The 19,304-nt window shown below is 51.4% G+C and carries 19 protein-coding genes, 1 tRNA gene and 2 pseudogenes; 13 read left to right on the plus strand and 9 right to left on the minus strand.

From position 1 onward, the window contains the following. Positions 1–167 precede the first annotated feature (167 nt). Complete coding sequence (gene lrp / locus G5195_RS04745) at positions 168–659, minus strand: leucine-responsive transcriptional regulator Lrp (RefSeq protein ID WP_005300047.1); 492 nt, start codon at positions 657–659, stop codon at positions 168–170. 150 nt (positions 660–809) lie between these two features. Between lrp and ald the strand changes: the two genes are divergently transcribed. The 3 genes from ald to G5195_RS04760 all read left to right on the plus strand — a co-directional run bounded on the left by ald (position 810) and on the right by G5195_RS04760 (position 4,371). Next, positions 810–1,925, plus strand: coding sequence for an alanine dehydrogenase (gene ald / locus G5195_RS04750; protein WP_167567199.1), 1,116 nt, complete (start codon positions 810–812; stop codon positions 1,923–1,925). Between the two features lie 185 nt (positions 1,926–2,110). After that, positions 2,111–3,061, plus strand: coding sequence for a thioredoxin-disulfide reductase (gene trxB / locus G5195_RS04755; protein ID WP_019445530.1), 951 nt, complete (start codon positions 2,111–2,113; stop codon positions 3,059–3,061). 62 nt (positions 3,062–3,123) lie between these two features. Next, a complete protein-coding gene (locus G5195_RS04760; protein ID WP_058057438.1) occupies positions 3,124–4,371 on the plus strand; it encodes a diguanylate cyclase in 1,248 nt (415 codons plus the stop codon). Between the two features lie 108 nt (positions 4,372–4,479). On the opposite strand, the gene G5195_RS04765 is transcribed toward G5195_RS04760, so the two are convergent. Next, positions 4,480–4,950: a glycine zipper 2TM domain-containing protein gene (locus tag G5195_RS04765; protein WP_005337104.1), complete on the minus strand. Its 471-nt coding sequence runs from the start codon at positions 4,948–4,950 to the stop codon at positions 4,480–4,482. 19 nt (positions 4,951–4,969) lie between these two features. Between G5195_RS04765 and aat the strand changes: the two genes are divergently transcribed. The 3 genes from aat (at position 4,970) to infA (ending at position 6,677) form a co-directional block, all read left to right on the plus strand. Continuing rightward, positions 4,970–5,677: a leucyl/phenylalanyl-tRNA--protein transferase gene (gene aat / locus G5195_RS04770; protein ID WP_019445527.1), complete on the plus strand. Its 708-nt coding sequence runs from the start codon at positions 4,970–4,972 to the stop codon at positions 5,675–5,677. After that, entirely contained in the window at positions 5,674–6,390 is a 717-nt protein-coding gene (locus G5195_RS04775; protein WP_005337108.1) for an arginyltransferase, read from the plus strand. Before aat ends, G5195_RS04775 begins: the two co-directional genes overlap by 4 nt. A gap of 68 nt (positions 6,391–6,458) precedes the next feature. Then, a complete protein-coding gene (gene infA / locus G5195_RS04780) occupies positions 6,459–6,677 on the plus strand; it encodes a translation initiation factor IF-1 (RefSeq protein ID WP_005300033.1) in 219 nt (72 codons plus the stop codon). Positions 6,678–6,745: 68 nt separating this feature from the next. Here infA and clpA read toward each other — a convergent pair whose 3' ends face one another. Both clpA and clpS read right to left on the minus strand, forming a co-directional pair. After that, entirely contained in the window at positions 6,746–9,001 is a 2,256-nt protein-coding gene (clpA, locus tag G5195_RS04785; RefSeq protein ID WP_005337110.1) for an ATP-dependent Clp protease ATP-binding subunit ClpA, read from the minus strand. 59 nt (positions 9,002–9,060) lie between these two features. Beyond that, positions 9,061–9,378 (minus strand): ATP-dependent Clp protease adapter ClpS, encoded by a 318-nt coding sequence (gene clpS, locus G5195_RS04790; protein WP_005337111.1) that lies wholly within the window; start codon positions 9,376–9,378, stop codon positions 9,061–9,063. 229 nt (positions 9,379–9,607) lie between these two features. On the opposite strand from clpS, the gene cspD reads away from it, so the two are divergent. Then, on the plus strand, positions 9,608–9,826 hold the full coding sequence (cspD, locus tag G5195_RS04795; protein WP_005300025.1) for a cold shock-like protein CspD: 219 nt from the start codon (positions 9,608–9,610) through the stop codon (positions 9,824–9,826). A 116-nt stretch (positions 9,827–9,942) separates the two neighbouring features. On the opposite strand, the gene folD is transcribed toward cspD, so the two are convergent. Then, the gene (gene folD, locus G5195_RS04800; protein ID WP_005337113.1) at positions 9,943–10,797 is read right to left on the minus strand and encodes a bifunctional methylenetetrahydrofolate dehydrogenase/methenyltetrahydrofolate cyclohydrolase FolD; all 855 of its coding nucleotides are present in this window, start codon (positions 10,795–10,797) and stop codon (positions 9,943–9,945) included. Between the two features lie 213 nt (positions 10,798–11,010). Here folD and G5195_RS04805 point away from each other — a divergent pair. Continuing rightward, a tRNA-Pro gene (locus G5195_RS04805) sits at positions 11,011–11,087 on the plus strand. A gap of 744 nt (positions 11,088–11,831) precedes the next feature. Beyond that, positions 11,832–12,041 (plus strand): hypothetical protein, encoded by a 210-nt coding sequence (locus tag G5195_RS04810; RefSeq protein WP_164091211.1) that lies wholly within the window; start codon positions 11,832–11,834, stop codon positions 12,039–12,041. Between the two features lie 104 nt (positions 12,042–12,145). On the opposite strand, the gene G5195_RS04815 is transcribed toward G5195_RS04810, so the two are convergent. Further along, positions 12,146–12,712, minus strand: coding sequence for a hypothetical protein (locus G5195_RS04815; protein WP_201976688.1), 567 nt, complete (start codon positions 12,710–12,712; stop codon positions 12,146–12,148). Between the two features lie 118 nt (positions 12,713–12,830). On the opposite strand from G5195_RS04815, the gene G5195_RS04820 reads away from it, so the two are divergent. From G5195_RS04820 to G5195_RS04835, 4 genes and pseudogenes are all read left to right on the plus strand, one after another. Further along, positions 12,831–13,037 carry a helix-turn-helix domain-containing protein gene (locus tag G5195_RS04820; RefSeq protein ID WP_080631368.1) on the plus strand — a complete coding sequence of 69 codons (207 nt, stop codon included), beginning with the start codon at positions 12,831–12,833 and terminating at the stop codon, positions 13,035–13,037. Between the two features lie 465 nt (positions 13,038–13,502). Continuing rightward, positions 13,503–14,381: pseudogene (locus G5195_RS04825) on the plus strand (DUF3289 family protein). Positions 14,382–14,991: 610 nt separating this feature from the next. After that, positions 14,992–15,225 (plus strand): annotated as a pseudogene (locus G5195_RS04830) (DUF4172 domain-containing protein); the annotation flags it as partial. A gap of 66 nt (positions 15,226–15,291) precedes the next feature. Next, complete coding sequence (locus G5195_RS04835; protein ID WP_245131266.1) at positions 15,292–16,119, plus strand: Fic family protein; 828 nt, start codon at positions 15,292–15,294, stop codon at positions 16,117–16,119. A 75-nt stretch (positions 16,120–16,194) separates the two neighbouring features. Here G5195_RS04835 and G5195_RS04840 read toward each other — a convergent pair whose 3' ends face one another. The 3 genes from G5195_RS04840 to G5195_RS04850 all read right to left on the minus strand — a co-directional run bounded on the left by G5195_RS04840 (position 16,195) and on the right by G5195_RS04850 (position 18,864). Continuing rightward, entirely contained in the window at positions 16,195–16,461 is a 267-nt protein-coding gene (locus G5195_RS04840; RefSeq protein WP_234915294.1) for a hypothetical protein, read from the minus strand. Positions 16,462–16,504: 43 nt separating this feature from the next. Then, positions 16,505–18,385 carry a hypothetical protein gene (locus G5195_RS04845; RefSeq protein WP_194495205.1) on the minus strand — a complete coding sequence of 627 codons (1,881 nt, stop codon included), beginning with the start codon at positions 18,383–18,385 and terminating at the stop codon, positions 16,505–16,507. 68 nt (positions 18,386–18,453) lie between these two features. Then, positions 18,454–18,864 carry an H-NS family nucleoid-associated regulatory protein gene (locus G5195_RS04850; RefSeq protein WP_194495203.1) on the minus strand — a complete coding sequence of 137 codons (411 nt, stop codon included), beginning with the start codon at positions 18,862–18,864 and terminating at the stop codon, positions 18,454–18,456. Positions 18,865–19,304: the final 440 nt, after the last annotated feature.

The following is a 19,304-nucleotide window of genomic DNA, read 5'->3' on the forward strand; positions in this document are numbered from 1 at the left end:
AATAAGGGGGCCTAGTATCCCCGAAAAGCCCATCGATTGTCAGCCAGAGCCTGATGGGACGGGGCCATATTTGCAATTATCTTTACAAGAAGAAACGAGCGGACCGGCCGCTCGTTTCTGACTGTCATGGTGTCTCATATGGAAAAGATACCACGGCATAACCTGCTTTATCGGGTGCTGATCACCAGACGACTGCTCTGCTTGACCTCTTCCATCACCACGTAGGTGCGGGTGTCATTGACACCGGGCAGACGCAGCAGGGTTTCCCCCAACAGACGGCGGTAAGCCGACATGTCGCTGACTCGGGTCTTGAGCAGATAGTCGAAGTCACCGGAAACCAGATGACACTCCTGGATCTCTTCGAGCACCTGAACAGCCTTGTTGAACTGTTCAAACACATCAGGCGCCCCGCGATTGAGGGTTATCTCTACAAACACCAGCAGAGATGCGTCCAGATAATGAGGGTTCAGAATAGCGGCATATCCTTCGATATAACCTTGTCGCTCGAGGCGACGAACCCGTTCCAGACACGGTGTAGGACTCAGGCCAACTCGCTTGGACAACTCAACATTCGAAATCCTGCCATCCTTTTGCAGTTCATTAAGAATGTTGCGGTCAATCCTGTCCAAATCCTTTAGCCGACTCTTAGCTTCCATCATTTTATTCCATCCTTTGGCTATTTTTTGGTAAGAATCACCAGTCATTTTATAATTATGGTCACAAATCCTGTCAATACCTGAATATACTAGGCGCAAATGTTGGTTAACATTTTGGCAACATGAAACACCAATCTATAGACGAGGGATAGCATGATTATCGGTGTACCTAAAGAGATAAAAAACCATGAATACCGCGTAGGCATGGTTCCGGCCAGTGTACGTGAACTGACAGCACGAAACCATACTGTTTTCGTCCAAAGCGGTGCCGGAAACGGCATTGGCTTCAGCGATGCAGATTATATCGCTGTTGGAGCCGAAATTTTGGCCTCTGCAGCAGAGGTTTTCGCCAAAGCCGAGATGATCGTCAAGGTCAAGGAACCTCAGCCTGTCGAATGTGCCATGCTGCATCCGGGTCAAACCCTGTTCACCTATCTGCATCTGGCGCCAGACTTGCCCCAGACCGAAGCCCTGCTGAAAAGCGGCGCCATCTGTATCGCCTATGAAACCGTCACCGACGGCCGTGGCGGCCTGCCCCTGCTGGCCCCCATGTCGGAAGTCGCAGGTCGCATGTCTATTCAGGCGGGTGCCCAGGCGCTGGAAAAATCGCGCGGTGGGAGCGGTGTGCTGCTCGGCGGCGTACCCGGTGTCGAACCGGCCAAGGTGGTGATCATCGGTGGCGGCGTGGTCGGCTCCAATGCGGCTCGCATGGCCATAGGCCTGCGCGCGGATGTGACCATCCTCGACAACAACGTCGATACCCTGCGCCGTCTCGATAACGAGTTCCAGGGAGCGGCCAAGGTGGTTTACTCCAACAGCGAGACACTGGAACGTCATCTGCTGGCGGCCGATCTGGTCATCGGCGGCGTGCTGGTACCGGGTGCCACTGCGCCAAAACTTGTCCGCCGTGACCACATTGCGCGCATGAAGCCGGGTTCTGCCATCGTCGATGTGGCCATCGATCAGGGCGGCTGTGTGGAAACCTCCCACGCCACCACCCACCAGGATCCGACCTATATTGTCGATGAGGTGGTGCACTACTGTGTCGCCAACATGCCGGGGGCGGTGGCCCGCACCTCGACCGTGGCGCTCAACAATGCCACCCTCCCCTTTATCATCAAGCTGGCCCAGCAAGGATATCGTCAGGCACTGCTGAGCGACCCCAACCTGTTGCACGGGCTCAACGTGATGGAGGGCAAACTCACCTGCAAGGAAGTGGCCGTGGCACATGGCCTTGCCTACACGGATCCCCTGACCCTGCTGAACTGATCTGCGCTGGCCTGCGCCAGTTGGAGATAAGTGAAAATCCGCCCGCGATGGGCGGTTTTTTTATTCCTTTATTTTGCATGTCACCCCTTGTGAACACGATTAGTGCAATCGACTCACCAGCCTTTGACCCCGGATCACGAATTACCTACAATCGCGCAAACTCATCACATCCCGGAAATGACATCATGAGCCAAGTCACTCACAGCAAATTGCTGATCTTAGGGTCAGGCCCGGCCGGTTACACCGCGGCCGTCTATGCCGCCCGCGCCAACCTCAATCCCCTGCTCATCACCGGCATGCAGCAAGGGGGTCAGCTGACCACCACCACCGAAGTGGAAAACTGGCCAGGTGATCCGGAAGGGCTGACCGGCCCGGCCCTGATGGAGCGCATGAAAGAGCATGCAGAGAAGTTCGATACCCGCATCCTGTTTGATCACATCAACAGTGTCGAACTGACTCAGCGCCCGTTCCGTCTCAAGGGCGACAACGGCGAGTACACCTGCGATGCCCTGATCATCGCGACCGGTGCCTCCGCCAAGTATCTGGGTCTGCCCTCCGAAGAGGCCTTCAAGGGGCGCGGCGTCTCTGCCTGTGCCACCTGTGACGGTTTCTTCTATCGCAATCAGGAAGTGGCGGTGATCGGCGGCGGCAACACCGCTGTGGAAGAGGCCTTGTATCTGGCCAACATCGCCAAAAAGGTGCACCTGATCCACCGCCGCGACGAATTCCGTGCCGAGAAGATCCTGATCAAGCGTCTGCACGACAAGGTTGCGAGCGGCAACATCGTGCTGCACACCCACCAGACCCTGGACGAAGTGCTGGGTGATCAGATGGGGGTCACCGGTGTGCGCCTGCGCAACACTCAGGACAACAGCACCAGCGAGCTGCCGCTGATGGGCGTCTTCATCGCCATCGGCCACCAGCCCAACACCCAGATCTTCGATGGCCAGCTGGAGATGCAAAACGGCTATCTGAAGGTACGTGGCGGCCTCGACGGTTTTGCCACCCAGACCAGCATTGAAGGTGTCTTCGCTGCCGGCGATGTGGCCGACCACAACTACCGTCAGGCGATCACCTCTGCCGGTACCGGCTGCATGGCAGCCCTCGATGCCGAACGCTACCTCGACGCGCAATAAACAAGCGCAGATGTGATATAAGGCATACCAGTCGGTATGCCTTTTTTATTTAAAGGAGTCTAATGAAACAGAAGATATTGATTGTCGAAGATAGCCTGACCATCCGCCGTATGCTGACTCAGGCCATTGCCCAGCAAACTGGCCTCGAGATTGACGCCTTCGATACCCTAGAAGGTGCCCGTCACTGTCGGGGAGAGGAGTATGTGGTCGCGCTGGTGGACCTGACCTTGCCGGATGCGCCCCGTGGCGAAGCGGTCAACGAGCTGCTGGCTCGAGGTTTGCCGGTGGTGATCCTCACTGCCGACATCAGCGAGGATAAACGTGCCGCCTGGCTGGAAACCGGCGTGCTGGACTATGTGATGAAGGATTCGCGCCACTCGCTGCAATATGCCGTCAGTCTGGTGCACCGCCTCTATCTCAACCAGTCGATCGAAGTGCTGGTAGTCGACGACTCACGCACCTCCCGTCACCGCACCATGGCCCAGTTGCGCAAGCAGTTGTTGCAGGTGCATGAGGCCAGTCATGCCCGTGAAGCGATGGCGATGCTGGAGCAACACCCGGACATCCGGCTGGCACTGGTCGACTACTATATGCCGGATATCGATGGCATCAGTCTGGTGCGGATGCTGAGAGAGCGATACAGCAAGCAGCAGCTCGCGATTATCGGGATCTCGGTCTCGGACAAGCGCGGTCTCTCTGCTCGCTACCTCAAGCAGGGCGCCAACGACTTTCTCAACCAGCCGTTCGAGCCGGAAGAACTGCAGTGTCGGGTCAGCCACAATCTGGAAGCGCTCGAGCAGTTCAACAGCATTCAGGAGTCAGCCAATCGTGATTACCTGACCGGTCTCTACAACCGGCGCTACTGGTTCAACGAAGGGCAAAAATGGTTTGAAGAGCATCAGCGCCTGCAGACGCCTCTTGCACTCTGTGTGCTCGATGTGGATCACTTCAAGCAGGTCAACGATCACTGGGGCCATGCCATCGGCGATCAACTGCTCTGCCATCTGACCCGGCTACTGACCCAGTTCTTCCCCGATGCCATGATCGCCCGCTTTGGCGGAGAGGAGTTTGCCATGATGGTGCCTCACTGTACCGTCCCCGTGTTGATCAAGCGTCTTGAAGGGCTGCGTCAGCAGCTGCGCCAGCAACCCTTGTCACCGGAAACCCCGCTCTTTGTTCGCGCCAGTTACGGCGTGATCAGCGTCGGGCGGATATCCATGGACGAGGCGCTGAGCGTAGCGGATCGGCTGCTCTATCAGGCAAAGAACACCGGTCGCGACAAGATAGTCTCTCAAGAGATAACTATCTGAATCCTCAGGGCATCAGTCCCGTGTATTACCGCCCGACAGACTTTCCAGCAGGAGAGTCTGCGGGTTCCTTTCCCGCCACAGTCTCCCCATCACCATGACTATCGAAAGTCAGTAAGTCTTGTCGACCCGCACCCCATCATCGAAGTAGAGAATGCGCACCTTGTCCCCATTGGCAAAGACCATGGCGGGATCATAATCCTGGATCACGTTGATAAGGGCATTTTGCTCGTTGCGGATCAGCAGCTCCACCAACTTGTTTTCCACCACGGTTCCCCCGGACTGGTATTGCTGCGCAGCCGCAGCTCCCGCGAGCGCCCCGACGGCGGTGGCGATTTCACGACCATGACCGCCGCCAAACTGGTTGCCCAGCAGGCCGCCCAACACGGCACCACCCAGCGTCTTCCAGCCAGAGTGCTCGGACTCCAGGATCTGGCGCTGGGTAATATTGCGCACCGTTTCGACCTGGCCAAACACCACCTGATTGACCGGCCGCGCGGTATTGCGCTGGTAGACCTCCGCCCCGGCGGGCGCCGTGACAAAGCAGAGCAAGCTGGATACTATCAGGATAATGGCCTTCATCTATGAACCTCGTTGCCTTATGTCTCGCTATCTTACCCAACTGGATGATGAGCTTTGCTGGTTTCCCGACCCCAGCCATGCGCTGGAAGAGCCCAACGGCTTGCTGGCGATCGGCGGGGATCTCTCCCCTGCCAGATTGCTGGCAGCTTACCACAAGGGGATCTTCCCGTGGAATGAACCCCACCAGCCGACCCTGTGGTGGTCACCGGATCCCCGCGGAGTGATCCGCCCAGACCAACTCCATGTGGGACGGACACTGCAAAAGATTATCCGCCGTACCCCATTCGATATTTCCGTCAATCGCGCCTTTAATGAAGTCATTACCGCCTGCGCCGCCCCTCGTCGCACTGCCGATGGCACCTGGATCAGTCAACCCATGATCGAGGCCTACCAGCAGTTGCACCGGCTGGGTCATGCCCACTCTATCGAGATCTGGCAGGAGGGAGAGCTGCAAGCGGGACTGTATGGCCTCTCTATCGGCCGACTGTTTTGCGGTGAATCCATGTTCAGCCGGATTGATAACGGCGCCAAACTTGCCATGGTGGCACTCTGTCGCCACTTCGCCCGCCATCGCGGCGCCCTCATCGATTGCCAGATGCAAAACCCGTTTCTGGCGACCCTGGGTATCGAGGAGTGGCCACGGGCCCGTTTTCTGGCTGAGCTGGCGCGCCTTGGCCATCAACCACTATTGGCTTCCTGCTGGCAAGAGGGGGAGATCAGCTTATGACTGAAGAAGTGATCCTCAAAGTAGGGCTGACTCCCAAGCATCCCTGCAGTTATCTGGACCATGAACAGGAGCAGTTGCTGGTGCTGATGGATCACAATCTGCTCAACGCCAACGGTTACGAGCGATTGTTGACTGCCGGTTTTCGCCGCAGTGGCAACGACATCTATCGTCCCCACTGCCCGGCGTGCCATGCCTGCCAGTCCCTTCGTATTCACAGCGAACGCTTTCGTCCCAGCCGAGGCCAGAAGCGGATCCGCCAGCTCAACAGGGATATCGAGATCGTCCTGAGCTACGATGACAAGCCCGAGTATTACCTGCTCTACGAACGCTATATCCGCGAACGCCATCACGATGGCAGCATGTATCCCCCCAACCGCAGCCAGTATCGCGGGTTTCTCCATTGTGACTGGATGCCGCCGCTCTACCTGGAGATGCGCAAAGAGGGCCGCCTGATCGGTGTCGCCACCACAGACCTGCTGCCCCACTCCTTGAGCGCCATGTATACCTTCTTCGATCCGGATTATGCCGATCGCTCCCTGGGCACCTTTGCCATCCTCTGCCAGCTAGATCTGGCCAAGCGAACAGGGCGAAGCTGGCTCTATCTTGGCTATCTGGTGGAGGCGTGCCGCAAGATGAATTACAAGCGCAATTATCTCCCTCACGAGCTGTTAATTCAGGGAGAATGGAAAAATATCGACACCAAGCCCGAGTAAACTTTACACATAGCCTTAAATCCGGCATGATCCAGCGGTTTTTTGTTGTGGCTTATCAAGAGGATTCAATGGCTAAAGAAGACAGTATTGAGATGCAGGGCACTATTCTCGAAACCCTGCCCAATACCATGTTCCGTGTGGAACTGGAGAATGGTCACGTGGTTATCGCTCATATTTCAGGCAAGATGCGCAAAAACTACATTCGTATCCTGACTGGAGACAAAGTAACGGTAGCACTGACTCCCTACGATCTCTCCAAGGGACGTATTGTTTTCCGCTCTCGCTAAGCCAGGAATTCAGCAAAAAACCCCAACCTTTCGGTTGGGGTTTTTTGTCGTTTTCTGATCACTGACGCTTAGTGGGAAACAGCTTCAACATTGACCTGAAAATCAAAGCTGAGGCTGTCATTTACCAACTCAACCTTCACTATTCCCCCGTCAACCAGTGAACCGAACAGGATCTCGTTGGCCAGGGGTTTCTTGAGGTGCTCCTGGATAACCCGACCCATCGGTCTGGCGCCCATGGCTCTGTCATACCCCTTCTCCGCCAACCAGTGGCGGGCACGCTCGGACACCTCGAGAGAAACTCCCTTCGCATCCAGTTGAACCTGCAATTCGACAATGAACTTGTCGACCACCTGATGGATCACCGTCATATCCAGATGGTTGAACCAGATGGTGTGATCAAGCCGGTTGCGAAACTCCGGACTGAAGGTCTTGTTGATCACCGCCATGGCATCGTGGCTCAAATCCTGTTGCTGGAAGCCAATCGATTTACGCTGAGTCTCCTGCACACCGGCGTTGGTAGTCATGACCAAAATCACGTTACGGAAATCCGCCTTGCGCCCGTTGTTGTCGGTCAGGGTGCCGTTGTCCATCACCTGCAACAGCAGATTGAATACGTCCGGGTGAGCTTTCTCAATTTCGTCAAGCAACACGACGGAATGAGGATGCTTGATCACCGCATCAGTCAGCAGACCACCCTGCTCAAAACCGACATAGCCGGGAGGCGCACCAATCAGACGAGATACGGTATGGCGTTCCATGTACTCGGACATATCAAAGCGCAGCATCTCGACACCCAGCGCCTTACCAAGCTGCTGGGTGACCTCGGTCTTGCCCACCCCGGTCGGACCAGCGAAGAGGAAGCACCCTACCGGGCGACGCTCGTTACCCAAACCTGAACGAGAGAGGCGAATCGCATCGGTCAGCACCTCGATGGCTTTATCCTGACCAAAAACCACCATCTTGAGATTGCGCTCCAGGTTCTTTAGCACCTCTTTATCCGAGGAAGAAACTGATTTCTCCGGAATGCGGGCGATCTTGGCTACGATGGACTCAATTTCTTGCACATTGATCACTTTCTTGCGCTTGCTCGCCGGCAGCAACCGCTGACCGGCACCCGCTTCGTCGATCACGTCGATCGCCTTGTCGGGTAAATGACGATCATTGATGTACTTGGCAGAGAGCTCGGCAGCTGCACGGATCGCCTTGGCGGTATAGCGCACGCCGTGGTGGGCTTCGTAGCGACTCTTGAGCCCCATCAGGATGCGCGTGGTGTCATCGATAGTCGGCTCAACAATATCGATCTTCTGGAAGCGACGGGCCAACGCACGGTCTTTCTCGAAGATCTGGGCGTACTCCTGATAAGTGGTGGATCCCACACAGCGGAGCAAACCATTGGAGAGCAGCGGCTTGATCAGGTTGGCCGCATCCAGCTGACCACCGGAAGCAGCACCGGCACCAATGATGGTATGGATCTCGTCGATAAAGAGGATGGCCCCTTCCTGACGCTCAATCTGCTTGAGCAGTACTTTGAGGCGCTTCTCGAAATCACCACGGTATTTGGTGCCCGCCAGCAGAGAACCCATATCCAGCGAATAGATGGTACTGCCCGCAATCACCTCGGGCACATCCCCCTTGACGATGCGATAGGCCAACCCTTCGGCAATGGCGGTTTTCCCCACGCCGGCTTCACCTACCAGCAGCGGGTTGTTCTTGCGACGGCGGCAGAGCACCTGAATGGTACGATTGAGCTCCTGATCACGGCCAATCAGCGGATCGATGCGCCCTTCCAGCACCAGCTGGTTCAGGTTGGTGGCAAAGCTCTCGATCTGTGCGGCCGAAACATCATCATCAGACTCGGGATTGTTATTGCTGCCGAGATCCGGCTTGCTGTCCTTGCGCACCCCGTGGGAGAGGAAATTGACGACGTCGAGACGGCTGATCTCGGCTTTTTTCAGGAAATAGGCAGCTTGTGACTCCTGCTCACTGAAGATAGCGACCAGCACGTTGGCGCCGCTGACTTCGGTATTGCCGGAGGATTGCACATGGAAGACGGCACGCTGCAACACGCGCTGGAAGCCCAGTGTCGGCTGGGTTTCACGATCTTCATCGTCGCGCGGTATGAGCGGAGTAGTTTGGGTGATGAATGCGCGGATCTCTTTGCGCATCTGCTCGACATCGGCACCACAGGAGCTCAGCGCCTCATGGGCTGAACTGTTATCCAGAAGGGCTAACAACAGGTGCTCGACGGTCATGAATTCGTGGCGCTCGTCACGGGCCAGTTTGAAAGCCTCGTTCAGCGTCTTTTCTAGATCTTTATTCAACATAGGCACCTCCCCTAGTACAGCTACAATGTGGTGTCACACTCGCCATCAAGTCATCAGATTCAAGCCTTTTCCATAGTACAGAGCAGTGGATGTTCGTTGTTACGTGCATAGGTGTTGACCTGGACAACCTTGGTTTCGGCGATCTCTGCGGTAAACATGCCGCAGACACCCTTACCACTATAATGCACACTCAGCATGACCTGAGTCGCCTTGTCCAAATCCATACCAAAGAACTTTTGCAGCACCTCCACCACAAACTCCATGGGCGTGTAGTCATCGTTGTTCAACACAACCTTATACATGGGTGGCGGCTGCAGCTTTGTTTTCTCTGCTTCTGCAATCTCTTCATTAGCAAAGAGTTCTTTCTGCTTGCTCATAATCGCGCTTTGGTACCTCTAGATTACTACCGTCTAACACAAGGTTGTCAATAGACTTGTTAACCAGATCACATCAGCTGTTAACAACTTCTTGACTCGCTCAAAAGTTAGACTAGATTGGTTACTTGCTAATCTGTGCCCGTCTGCTATGGGCCCATGTCCCTAGTTATAAAGGGCTGGCGCAGGTTACTCAACGACTTCTGGGTAATCAATAAAAGGATGTAGAAGTATGGCAACCGGCACAGTTAAGTGGTTTAACAACGCAAAAGGATTTGGGTTTATCTGTCCGGAAGGGGGCGGTGAGGATATCTTCGCTCACTACTCCACGATTCAAATGGAGGGCTACAAGACCCTGAAAGCGGGTCAGGCTGTCAATTTTGAACTGCAACAGGGGCCGAAAGGAAATCACGCCTCTGTGATTGTGCCAAACGAAGCACAAAATATGTAAATAACACCCGTTGGATAAATAAAAAACCGGTTCCTCTCTGAGCAACCGGTTTTTTATTGTCAGATTTCTGGCGAGTCCTGCCTCCTCACGGGATCACAGAGTTATCGCCAGCCTGATCAGTCGTGATATTCACTACAGGCGATCAGGGTATTTTCCATCAGGCTGGCGACCGTCATCGGGCCCACGCCACCGGGTACCGGGGTAATGAAGGAGGCATGGCTGCGCGCCGTCTCAAACTCCACATCCCCGACCAGCGAGCCATCAGCCAGGCGATTGATGCCTACATCGATTACCAGTGCCCCCGGTTTGATCCACTCGCCAGGAATGAAGTTGGGCTTGCCGACCGCAACAACCAGCAGATCGGCACGGCGAACCTGCTCTTCCAGATCCCGGGTAAAGCGGTGACAGGTCGTGGTTGTGCAGCCAGCCAGCAACAATTCGAGGGTCATGGGACGCCCCACTATGTTGGACGCTCCCACCACGACCGCATGCAGACCATGTGTCTTCACGCCGGTGGTCTCGATCAGTGTCATGATCCCTTTCGGAGTGCAGGGGCGCAGCGCCGGAATACGTTGGGCCAGACGGCCGACGTTATACGGGTGAAATCCATCTACATCCTTGTCAGGCTGGATCCGCTCCAGCACCTGAGTGGTATCAAAGTGATCCGGCAACGGCAACTGAACCAGAATGCCATCTACGTGGCTATCCGCATTCAGCTGGTCGATCAGCGCCAGCAACTCTTCCTGACTGGCAGTGGCACTCAGATCATAGGAGCGGGAGAGAAAACCCACCTCCTCGCACGCCCGACGTTTGCTGCCGACATAGACCTGAGAGGCTGGATCCGCCCCCACCAGAATGACTGCCAGCCCTGGAGCCCGTTTCCCTGCCGCCAACCGCTGTTGGACTTGCGCCGCGACCTGGCTGCGAATCGTTTGCGCAACCTGTTTTCCATCTATGATTTTGGCAGACATCGTTCTCCACTCACCATGTGTTCAACTGCCGCGCATTGTCGCATTTTTTTAGCCGGGATGTTAGCGGCAGACGCACGCCAGACCTGTAGCGGGCAATAAGTAGGCACTTGAATTTACTGGGGGAAAAAGTCGTTGACGCTGGCCCTTACGCTTGGCTATGATGCCCGCCCGTTACCCAGTACGACTCTTGTCGATATGCTGGTCAGGGATTTTCGGTGATTAGCGCAGCCCGGTAGCGCATCTGGTTTGGGACCAGAGGGTCAAAGGTTCGAATCCTTTATCACCGACCATGTTCATCGACTCGTCCCTAAGACGTGTTGATACAAAGCGCCCTTAGCTCAGTTGGATAGAGCAAAACTAACCCCCAAAGTGTTACCACTTTTTGAGGTGACTAGAGTAGGCAAGGGCTGGAGAGATGGTAAGGTTACCTAGTAAAGCCTTGCTGTTACTCCTTACAAAAAAGAGTTACCATTTTGCATAGCTCTTAAGATGTTGTTGATTTGTAAAATTTGTCCCGTTAGCTCAGTCGGATAGAGCATCCGCCTTTAAGTTATTAGGAGCCTGTACAGGGAAACCTATACAGTGGAGAGGGTGAATTCAAGGAAGCCTCAGCGCGTAATGGCGGTGGTAATCTTGAGCCAAGCTCTACAAGCGTGTAGAGAAGGTGCAGAGACTAGATGGTGCAATGCGATCTCATTGCGGAATACATCATTAGCGCCCTCCACCCAAACAGATAATGCTGTGGGTGAAGATATAGTCCAGACCACAAACACCCTCGGGTGGCAGTGAAAGCTGTAGTGGTAAGCTAAGCGGATGGTCGCAGGTTCGAATCCTGCACGGGACGCCATTTTCAGAAGTAAAAAAGCCAGCATTAGCTGGCTTTTTTACTTCTATAACCTCTCAATTAAATCCCCCCCTCCCCCATTGGACAACCAATGACGACCTTATTGGTCTTTGGATGAGTACGCCCTCATCACCTCCTCCACGGCAAAGTGTTGGCTCATGACAACCTTATCGATCGGATCTATGTGTGTATGGCTCTGAGCAAGATAGCGGTCTGTTTTGTGACAGCCAACGGGCGTGGCATTGATGTCGCCAAGCGCCTGCTGGAGTTCTGCACGAGTCTGCGCCTGCTTTGCTGGGCCCATGTACTGCGCAACGTGGCTATTATCGCCCTGAGTGGGGAGCTGTTTCGTCAACGCTTACTTTCGTTGGTTGAGACGACCAAACACTTGGGACATTGACCCCAAGAGTGACTGCATACAATTATCCGAGCCCGCATCGAGAAACGGATTACCCCATTCACTCCGAACTGTGTGCATCAATCCCCTGACGCTGAACGGTTACATCAAGAGGCGCTTCTAAACGCCATCAGCCCCCTCAAAAGCCTCTCCACGGCCTCCAGCCTGCCCCGCAAATCGCGACTTTCTGCAACGGTATGGTTGATGGCCCTTTCAATCGCTAGATCCAATATGGAGAAGTCGGATCTTAACTCCTGGTACTCAGTGAGCATTGAATCACATTCCTGCAACGCTTGACGGTAGTGCTGTGCTCTCGCACTCAGCCCCTCCAAGACAGACTCATACGTTTCCAATTCTCGCTCCTTACCCGATTCCGTTACAAGCGCATCCGGCCCAATAAATTCCTCTTTGAAATGCACTTCATCGAACTTGGGAGTCCTGATGAAATGAGAAAAGCGCCTCCCATCATCAACGTTCTTCCTTTTTAGAAGTCCCTGATTTACGAGCTTAATCAGATGCCGATAAATGAAGGTATAACGCCGCTTACGTATCTGCGATTCTGCTTTGTCACCAAAAATGGCATTTACAAATCCTATCGCAGTGAAGTCATCCATCTGCAATCGAATGAGTGCGGTGTAGAGCGCGGTTGGTAACCACACAGTCTGGGAGCTCATAAGCAATACTCAGCCTCGAACGAAAACATTTAGTGGAAATCTAAACTCGATTGCGGATTATAATCCGTGGTCGTTAGCCAGACAACCAGAGATAGTGCTCGCCAGTGAGAGGCGAGACATGCAAGATCTAGCAAAAAAATTTGGTGATGCTGTGCGTGATAGACGGCTTCAATTGGGCGTATCGCAAGATGCACTCGCATATGCGGCCGAAATTGATAGAAGCTACGTAGGACGAATTGAGCGTGGTGAGGTTAATATCACCCTGGAAAAGGCTTATCGTCTTGCCAGAGTAATGGGGTGTGACATTCGCGAGTTGCTGCCATAGATATATTTGCCAAGTAATTATCTCTTTACCCAGATAAAACCAAATTTCCCTATAATTATTCACAGTGATGGCAATTAGCATCATTGCCATCCTTAGCATTTGTCTATTAGCTATTAATCCCCCGCGTCCATCGATAGAAAGCGTCACAAACTGCCGTTTTCAGAAAATGCCTACATGGTCTCGATTGGCGCATTGATGATAAAGTGATCCTCTCACTACTTTTCATCGAGCCCTCTATACATGCAGAAACCAGACCTCAGAGACATCAGCCAACTCACCAAGGACGAGTTCAAGCGCATTCTAGGCCCTGTGGCAGGAAGCCTTGATGATGGTTCAAAGGTCGTATTGGGGATGCAATCTGATGTGTTTGCTTGCTGTACTATTCAGGGAGACCAAATCTCGGTGAGAGGGACGCCCAGGTTTGAGCAGGCCATCAAGTCGGCATATGCCCAGGCCAAGCCAACAATGTGGTTTGGTTCGGCAGAGAAAGAGCGTCCGAAAACAGAAACCATACCTCCTGCTCTCAAGCCAAAAACCGATACAACGTCAGCCACAACCTATCATGTGCCTGTGCTCATTTACAAGTCGAAGCGTGAGCCAGGTAAGAACGTTGATGGTAGCCCTGCCGAAGATATGACCTATGGTACGATGACGGCTGAGCAGATCAAGGCTATCCCCATGTTCGTAGGGAAGATGGGAGATGACGGCTTTATTGGCGATCTCGAAAAGAGTGACCCCAAGGTGTTCTTTAGTAGCTTCCGCAACATGGCCACATTGTTTGCAACTGGTGACTTGAAGATGAACATTCTGGCCATGATCGCCAAGTTCGAAAAATCTGAGGGGGGTGAATACCGGAACCAAGCATTGACGAGAGCAGCGCGAGCTCACCCGACCACGATCAAGTTCTCAGATACCCTTATCAAGGAAGTGAAGGCAAAGCTGGCCGAAGTTGATGGTGATATGAATAAGCTTGTTCTGAGTGACTTGATGCAGCAATACAGCAAGACCTCCGGCTTTCGGTTACCCATCTTCAACTCTGCGGTAGATAAGGTGCAAGGCCTCACAATTGCGGTGAACGATGTCTGGGCAGGCAAGGCGGAAATCACGACATATGAAAAGTTTGGCGATTTCTACAAGGGCACGATCAAAGTAACGCTATATGACCACTTCGGTCTCGATTATCCTGACATTGGCCCTGACCCCACAACCGGAAGAGTCAAGTTCTAGGGCCTGGCGTCCGGTTTCAGAAGCTGGTTTGTTCTTCAACACTACAAGCGCTTTGCCTACAAGCCATTTTTGACCGTCATTGAACTCAGCTATCCATTCCAAGGGGAACTAAAGTGAGCGCAGCAGTGAAGACAGAGAGAACATGGGTATTCGTGTTGTTCATGCTCTATCACCTCTTGAATGCATCGATCCTGTTCATTCAGCCTGTCTATGACTGGTTTAACGATGAATACTCCCTGACTGGCCTATATGTACTGCTCATGCCCTATCTCTGGGGTTTGATAACAATACTGGGGGCGATTTTGTTCTTGTCAGATCGATCTTGGAAATACCTCGCAGGCAATCTACTCGGTGGTTCAATTCTTCTCTTCTGGTGGCTTAGACTGGCATTCCAATATTAGTGAGTATCGTCAGGCATATGAATGAGTAGACCGAACGGCATTATCTTGGGGGTGGATTCATGCAGCGCAAGCTGCAAGCTCACAAGAACCATTCGAAACGAAAACGAGCTTCCCGCCTCGTCTATCTACTGGTTGCTGTAGCGCCACACAGCAGCAATAAATCCAGTTTTTCGTCAGCTCCGGTCTGAGATTTTCAGCCTGGATCTCCATCCTCATTTCCAGCTCTGCTGGTCTGCTGCATGTGTTATATTCGGCTCAGATGTTGAGCCGAATGATGGGCTGGGTCGGCTCATTATTGAGACCCTAGCACGTTGGATGAGGAAATAATGGAACCATTTTGGATTTGGCAACAAGCAGATTGGCCCCATTTTCGTTGGCGGGATAGCGAGATATTGCCCAGATTACGGCAGGTTCAACGCAGGCAGGGAATTCTAATCGGTCGTCATTCCAGGTTGGGGAACCCCGACCAAACGTTGGACACGTTATTGGCTAACATCATCGCCTCGTCCGCTATCGAAGGCGAACGCCTCAATGCACAATCCGTGCGTTCCTCTCTGGATAGGCGGTTAGGAGGCTCACAAACTCAGTCCTATCCAGTATCAGAGCGCTCAGAGGGGCTCGCGGCCATGATGCTGGATGCCATCGACAATCATGGACAGCCGTTGACGATTGAGCGGCTTTACCAATGGCATCGTTGGTTGTTCCCCGTCAACGAATGGTCGGTGAAGCGGCTGCATGTAGGGCAGTTGCGAGGAGATGCGCCGATGCTGGTTGTCTCTGGACGTGTAGATCGCCCCACCGTGCATTTTGAGGCACCGCCCAGAGCAACTCTGGACGATCAACTGGCCGAGTTCATCCCCTGGTTTAACCAGACTCAGCATGACCCCACGATGGATCCACTGCTTCGTGCGGCGATTTGCCATCTCTGGTTCGTGACCCTGCATCCCGTTGATGATGGTAATGGGCGGCTCACGCGGGCATTGACCGATCTCGCGCTGTCACAGGCTGACAGCCACAGCATCCGGCTGTATGCCATGTCAGTTGCGATTCTAGAGCTGCGGGGTGACTACTATCGAGCGCTTGAGTCAGCGCAGAGGGGCTCGCTAGATATTACCTCCTGGATCTGTTGGTTCCTCGACACACTGGATTACGCCATAGAGCTGGCATTACAGGTTATTGAGCGTTCTCTTGCCAAAAAACATTTCTGGTTGCAGCACTGTCATGATGGTCTGAGTCCAGAGCAAACCAAGGTTATTAACCGTTTATTGGATGGCGGCCAACAAGGTTTTGAAAATGGCATCAACGCCAGCCAATATCAAAAAGTCACCGGAGTCAGCAAGGCGACGGCTACACGCCATCTGGCCGAATTGGTGGGTAGGGGGTGCATTGAGAAATTACCTGGTGGCGGACGCAATACACGCTATCAGATCCGCTTGCACACCGAGGGAGTTTGAAAAAGCATCGCCATGGGGTGTTATTTTTATTTGGTAGATAAAATCTGCGATTAACGTACCAATGACGATCTTTAGTTAAATATTGACGCCATGATTAGTTCCGTCAGGCATATGAACGAATAAACTTAGCCGACAGTCATTACTCTCAACAGACCTTTTGAGCGACAATAAACCATCGAGAACATCGGGATCTATTTCAGGAACATCACCAGCCATGAGATTTGAAAGCAATTTGGTCAGAGCGATACGGACTCTCAGCACTTCGGCAAGCTCCTTTGTGCTCTGAGCTACCTCAAATGGTTGTGATTCGATTAAATCTTCAAATTTTTTACTCATAGACATCAGATACCTTATAATAAATGGCTAGGCCATTTGGCAGAAAATGCTATCCATTAACAGTAGAAAAGGCATCTCTTACATGTTTCACTATCACAGCATCTTGAGAAACTAGATGATTTAGACTCGATAACTTAATATATACCGGATTGTTTATTAAGTCAGAGTTGCGAGTATACATTTCAAGTGCTTTAATCGCCCATCCACCCAGTGATATATAGCCAGCCCCCATAACATTTGAGTATTCCATTACAGCCCCAGCAGCTGCGGGAATAAATGCACCAGCAAAATCCAGAGATGCTACTCTCGTTTGATTTTTTTCAATCCTTTGTATTTCTTTGTTTAAGCAGTAGAGCTTTTCTGTTCTTTGTTCCTCACTAAGCCTAGAAAATTCACCTATTATTTTTGGTAGAGTTCTAATAAGACTGCGTGATAATGCATCATCGAGTTCCAGTACGCTCATGTCATTATTAACTGCAAACACTTTACTCAAAATTGTCGATATCTCAGACTCTCGTATGGTTTGTGATGTACTAACAACTCCGTTATATAAGCCACTAATTATTTGGCAAGCATTAACCTCTGAGTAGCCACTAGAGTCGAATGGAAAGTGATGGGCTTTTAATCCTTGGGAAAACTCGTAGCTAGAGCTCGCACTAGATAATTCTATAGTATAGTCTTTTCCTTTTTCTTTAAATCCCATTATGGCCATTTCAGATAGGCCCAAATAATGTGCACCTACTGCGCCTTCTTTATTTACAATATACTCTCCGAATTGCCATTGTGCCGAAAGCATATCCGCTAATCGCTGCAATCCTAGATTTCCAGAACGAGAGCAGTGGTGAACAAAATTATATTGCTCATCACTCGAAAAAGTAGTCCCAACAACACCACTCTTTTCTTGGATACCTTGAATGGTTGCTGCGGCTAAACGTCTAGAGAAAATAATAGAATTAGGATTAACTGAAATAATGTCAAGGAGCAAAGATTGAGAATACCTAGCTAGATTTTGTGGGACAACAAATAATAATCGCCCACGAAAAATCAATTCACGCAACTCAAACCTATTAATTTTAAACATTTCATAGAAATGCTCATTGGACTGCTCAAGCGGCAATGCGATAACCACCTGTTCATATAGCGTCAAATAGACCCTAATATTTAGACGAGAGAAAACTGATGCATCAACAAAACAGCGTGTTCCGATTTTATCAAAACCAGGCAATAAGTAACTCGCTGCTGAATCAGAATGATTCCCACTAAAAATAAAATGTCGATTCTCAAGCCAAAAATCTTCATCTTCTTCATAGCATGCAAGTAATTCTTTTGGGAATTGCTTATGAATCAGTCCGCTAGCAGCCAATAATAAGTTGCCATTTTGATTTGGTTTATAGTGAACTTCGCCAGGGTAGTCCTTTATTCTATCATTGTGTATAAATACGTAATCATACCCTTGATAACCAAGAGACTCACATATCAACTGAATTTCTTCCTTGTCACTTTCTGTAAAATTACATTTTAAGGTAATCTGGAACTTGTTAGTCCCATACTTAAAATCAACGTAGAATGGATGATATTTTTTAGGAATATGCAAATTCAGTTCATTAATTGTTTCGTGCATATTCATAGGATGACCATGAAGATGACTTTTCTCAATTGAATTTCGCAGCGCTATAGGCTTATAGCTATCTAAGATCTCCCCAACAATTTTTGCGGCTGGAATTCCGGCTGTTTTAAAATGATGATACTGCTGACTTAGCTCCTCTAGAAGCTCCTTGTTACTGTTTACTTCTAGTATCACAGCAAATAATAAATCACCATCTGTAAACAATCCCTTATGTGTATATTTATGAGTGTCAAACCTAAATCTCTCATAGTCATGACGGATCACATCCATTATTGGAAGACTATAAGGAAAGCTATCACTCATAATTAACCTCTACACATATCTATGGTAGCTAGAAAGAGCCCATGCCACACAGGCATGGGCTCTCAGCACTAGATCAAGAACTCTTCCAATGCTCGACCACTCGCAACAGCTTCTGCGATGGCCTTGGGCATACGACCTTGGCCAGTCCAGGTTTTCTCCTGACCGTCCTCGTTATACTTGTATTTGGCAGGACGAGGAGCGCGTTTGGCTTTGTTGGCTGAACCATCAGCTTTCGCTGGAGCCGCAGTACCAACCAGCTCGCTCGGATCGATGCCAGCCTCTTTCAACATCTCGGTAAACTCTGCCAACTTTTGCAGGCGCTCGGCAGACTCGGCTTTGATTTTGTTTTCTTGCTGCTCACGCTCAGCAAAAATCTCTTCGAATTTTTCTCTGATTTCGACCAACTGCTCAAATGACAACTCACGCAATGCAGCTCGCAGACTACGAATATTCATCAGTATTTTCAAAAAATCGTTCATTTTTATCCTCATGTATCACATTTTTATATCAGGAAAATTATCTCTCAATCCCAGCATCAGCTCCACTGTTTTTGGCACCAAGATGATTCGAAAAAGCATCATTTAAAAATCCTGAGCTAAATTGCGTTTGGATCTGCTTAGTGACCTGGCTCCAATCTTCTATGAAACTGTGTAGCCAAAAAATTAATCTATGTAGTAGCTAGCGTTGAGACCACCTCACCAGATGAGCCGATGAATGATCTTGATCGGCTCACGAAATGAGCCGATAGGACAATATCATTGGCTCACAGAATGAGTCGATGATAAGAAATTTTAGATTTGCCCCTTGAGGATCCAGACACTTCGCCCCTCTTAACTTAAGAGGAAGTCTTGGATGACTAGGCCACTACACATCCATGTCTCCAGAAAGCAAAAAACCCCGCAACGAGGCAGGGTTTCAG

It is taken from the genome of Aeromonas sp. 601039, assembly GCF_049174415.1.
Taxonomy (GTDB): Bacteria; Pseudomonadota; Gammaproteobacteria; order Enterobacterales; family Aeromonadaceae; genus Aeromonas; species Aeromonas veronii_A.

Excerpts from the sequence above, each read along its gene's own strand:
- lrp (WP_005300047.1), bottom strand. The coding sequence starts at position 659 with ATGATGGAAGCTAAGAGTCGGCTAAAGGATTTGGACAGGATTGACCGC.
- ald (WP_167567199.1), top strand. The coding sequence starts at position 810 with ATGATTATCGGTGTACCTAAAGAGATAAAAAACCATGAATACCGCGTA.
- trxB (WP_019445530.1), top strand. The coding sequence starts at position 2,111 with ATGAGCCAAGTCACTCACAGCAAATTGCTGATCTTAGGGTCAGGCCCG.
- G5195_RS04760 (WP_058057438.1), top strand. The coding sequence starts at position 3,124 with ATGAAACAGAAGATATTGATTGTCGAAGATAGCCTGACCATCCGCCGT.
- G5195_RS04765 (WP_005337104.1), bottom strand. The coding sequence starts at position 4,950 with ATGAAGGCCATTATCCTGATAGTATCCAGCTTGCTCTGCTTTGTCACG.
- aat (WP_019445527.1), top strand. The coding sequence starts at position 4,970 with ATGTCTCGCTATCTTACCCAACTGGATGATGAGCTTTGCTGGTTTCCC.
- G5195_RS04775 (WP_005337108.1), top strand. The coding sequence starts at position 5,674 with ATGACTGAAGAAGTGATCCTCAAAGTAGGGCTGACTCCCAAGCATCCC.
- infA (WP_005300033.1), top strand. The coding sequence starts at position 6,459 with ATGGCTAAAGAAGACAGTATTGAGATGCAGGGCACTATTCTCGAAACC.
- clpA (WP_005337110.1), bottom strand. The coding sequence starts at position 9,001 with ATGTTGAATAAAGATCTAGAAAAGACGCTGAACGAGGCTTTCAAACTG.
- clpS (WP_005337111.1), bottom strand. The coding sequence starts at position 9,378 with ATGAGCAAGCAGAAAGAACTCTTTGCTAATGAAGAGATTGCAGAAGCA.
- cspD (WP_005300025.1), top strand. The coding sequence starts at position 9,608 with ATGGCAACCGGCACAGTTAAGTGGTTTAACAACGCAAAAGGATTTGGG.
- folD (WP_005337113.1), bottom strand. The coding sequence starts at position 10,797 with ATGTCTGCCAAAATCATAGATGGAAAACAGGTTGCGCAAACGATTCGC.
- G5195_RS04810 (WP_164091211.1), top strand. The coding sequence starts at position 11,832 with ATGGCTCTGAGCAAGATAGCGGTCTGTTTTGTGACAGCCAACGGGCGT.
- G5195_RS04815 (WP_201976688.1), bottom strand. The coding sequence starts at position 12,712 with ATGAGCTCCCAGACTGTGTGGTTACCAACCGCGCTCTACACCGCACTC.
- G5195_RS04820 (WP_080631368.1), top strand. The coding sequence starts at position 12,831 with ATGCAAGATCTAGCAAAAAAATTTGGTGATGCTGTGCGTGATAGACGG.
- G5195_RS04835 (WP_245131266.1), top strand. The coding sequence starts at position 15,292 with ATGATGCTGGATGCCATCGACAATCATGGACAGCCGTTGACGATTGAG.
- G5195_RS04840 (WP_234915294.1), bottom strand. The coding sequence starts at position 16,461 with ATGTCTATGAGTAAAAAATTTGAAGATTTAATCGAATCACAACCATTT.
- G5195_RS04845 (WP_194495205.1), bottom strand. The coding sequence starts at position 18,385 with ATGAGTGATAGCTTTCCTTATAGTCTTCCAATAATGGATGTGATCCGT.
- G5195_RS04850 (WP_194495203.1), bottom strand. The coding sequence starts at position 18,864 with ATGAACGATTTTTTGAAAATACTGATGAATATTCGTAGTCTGCGAGCT.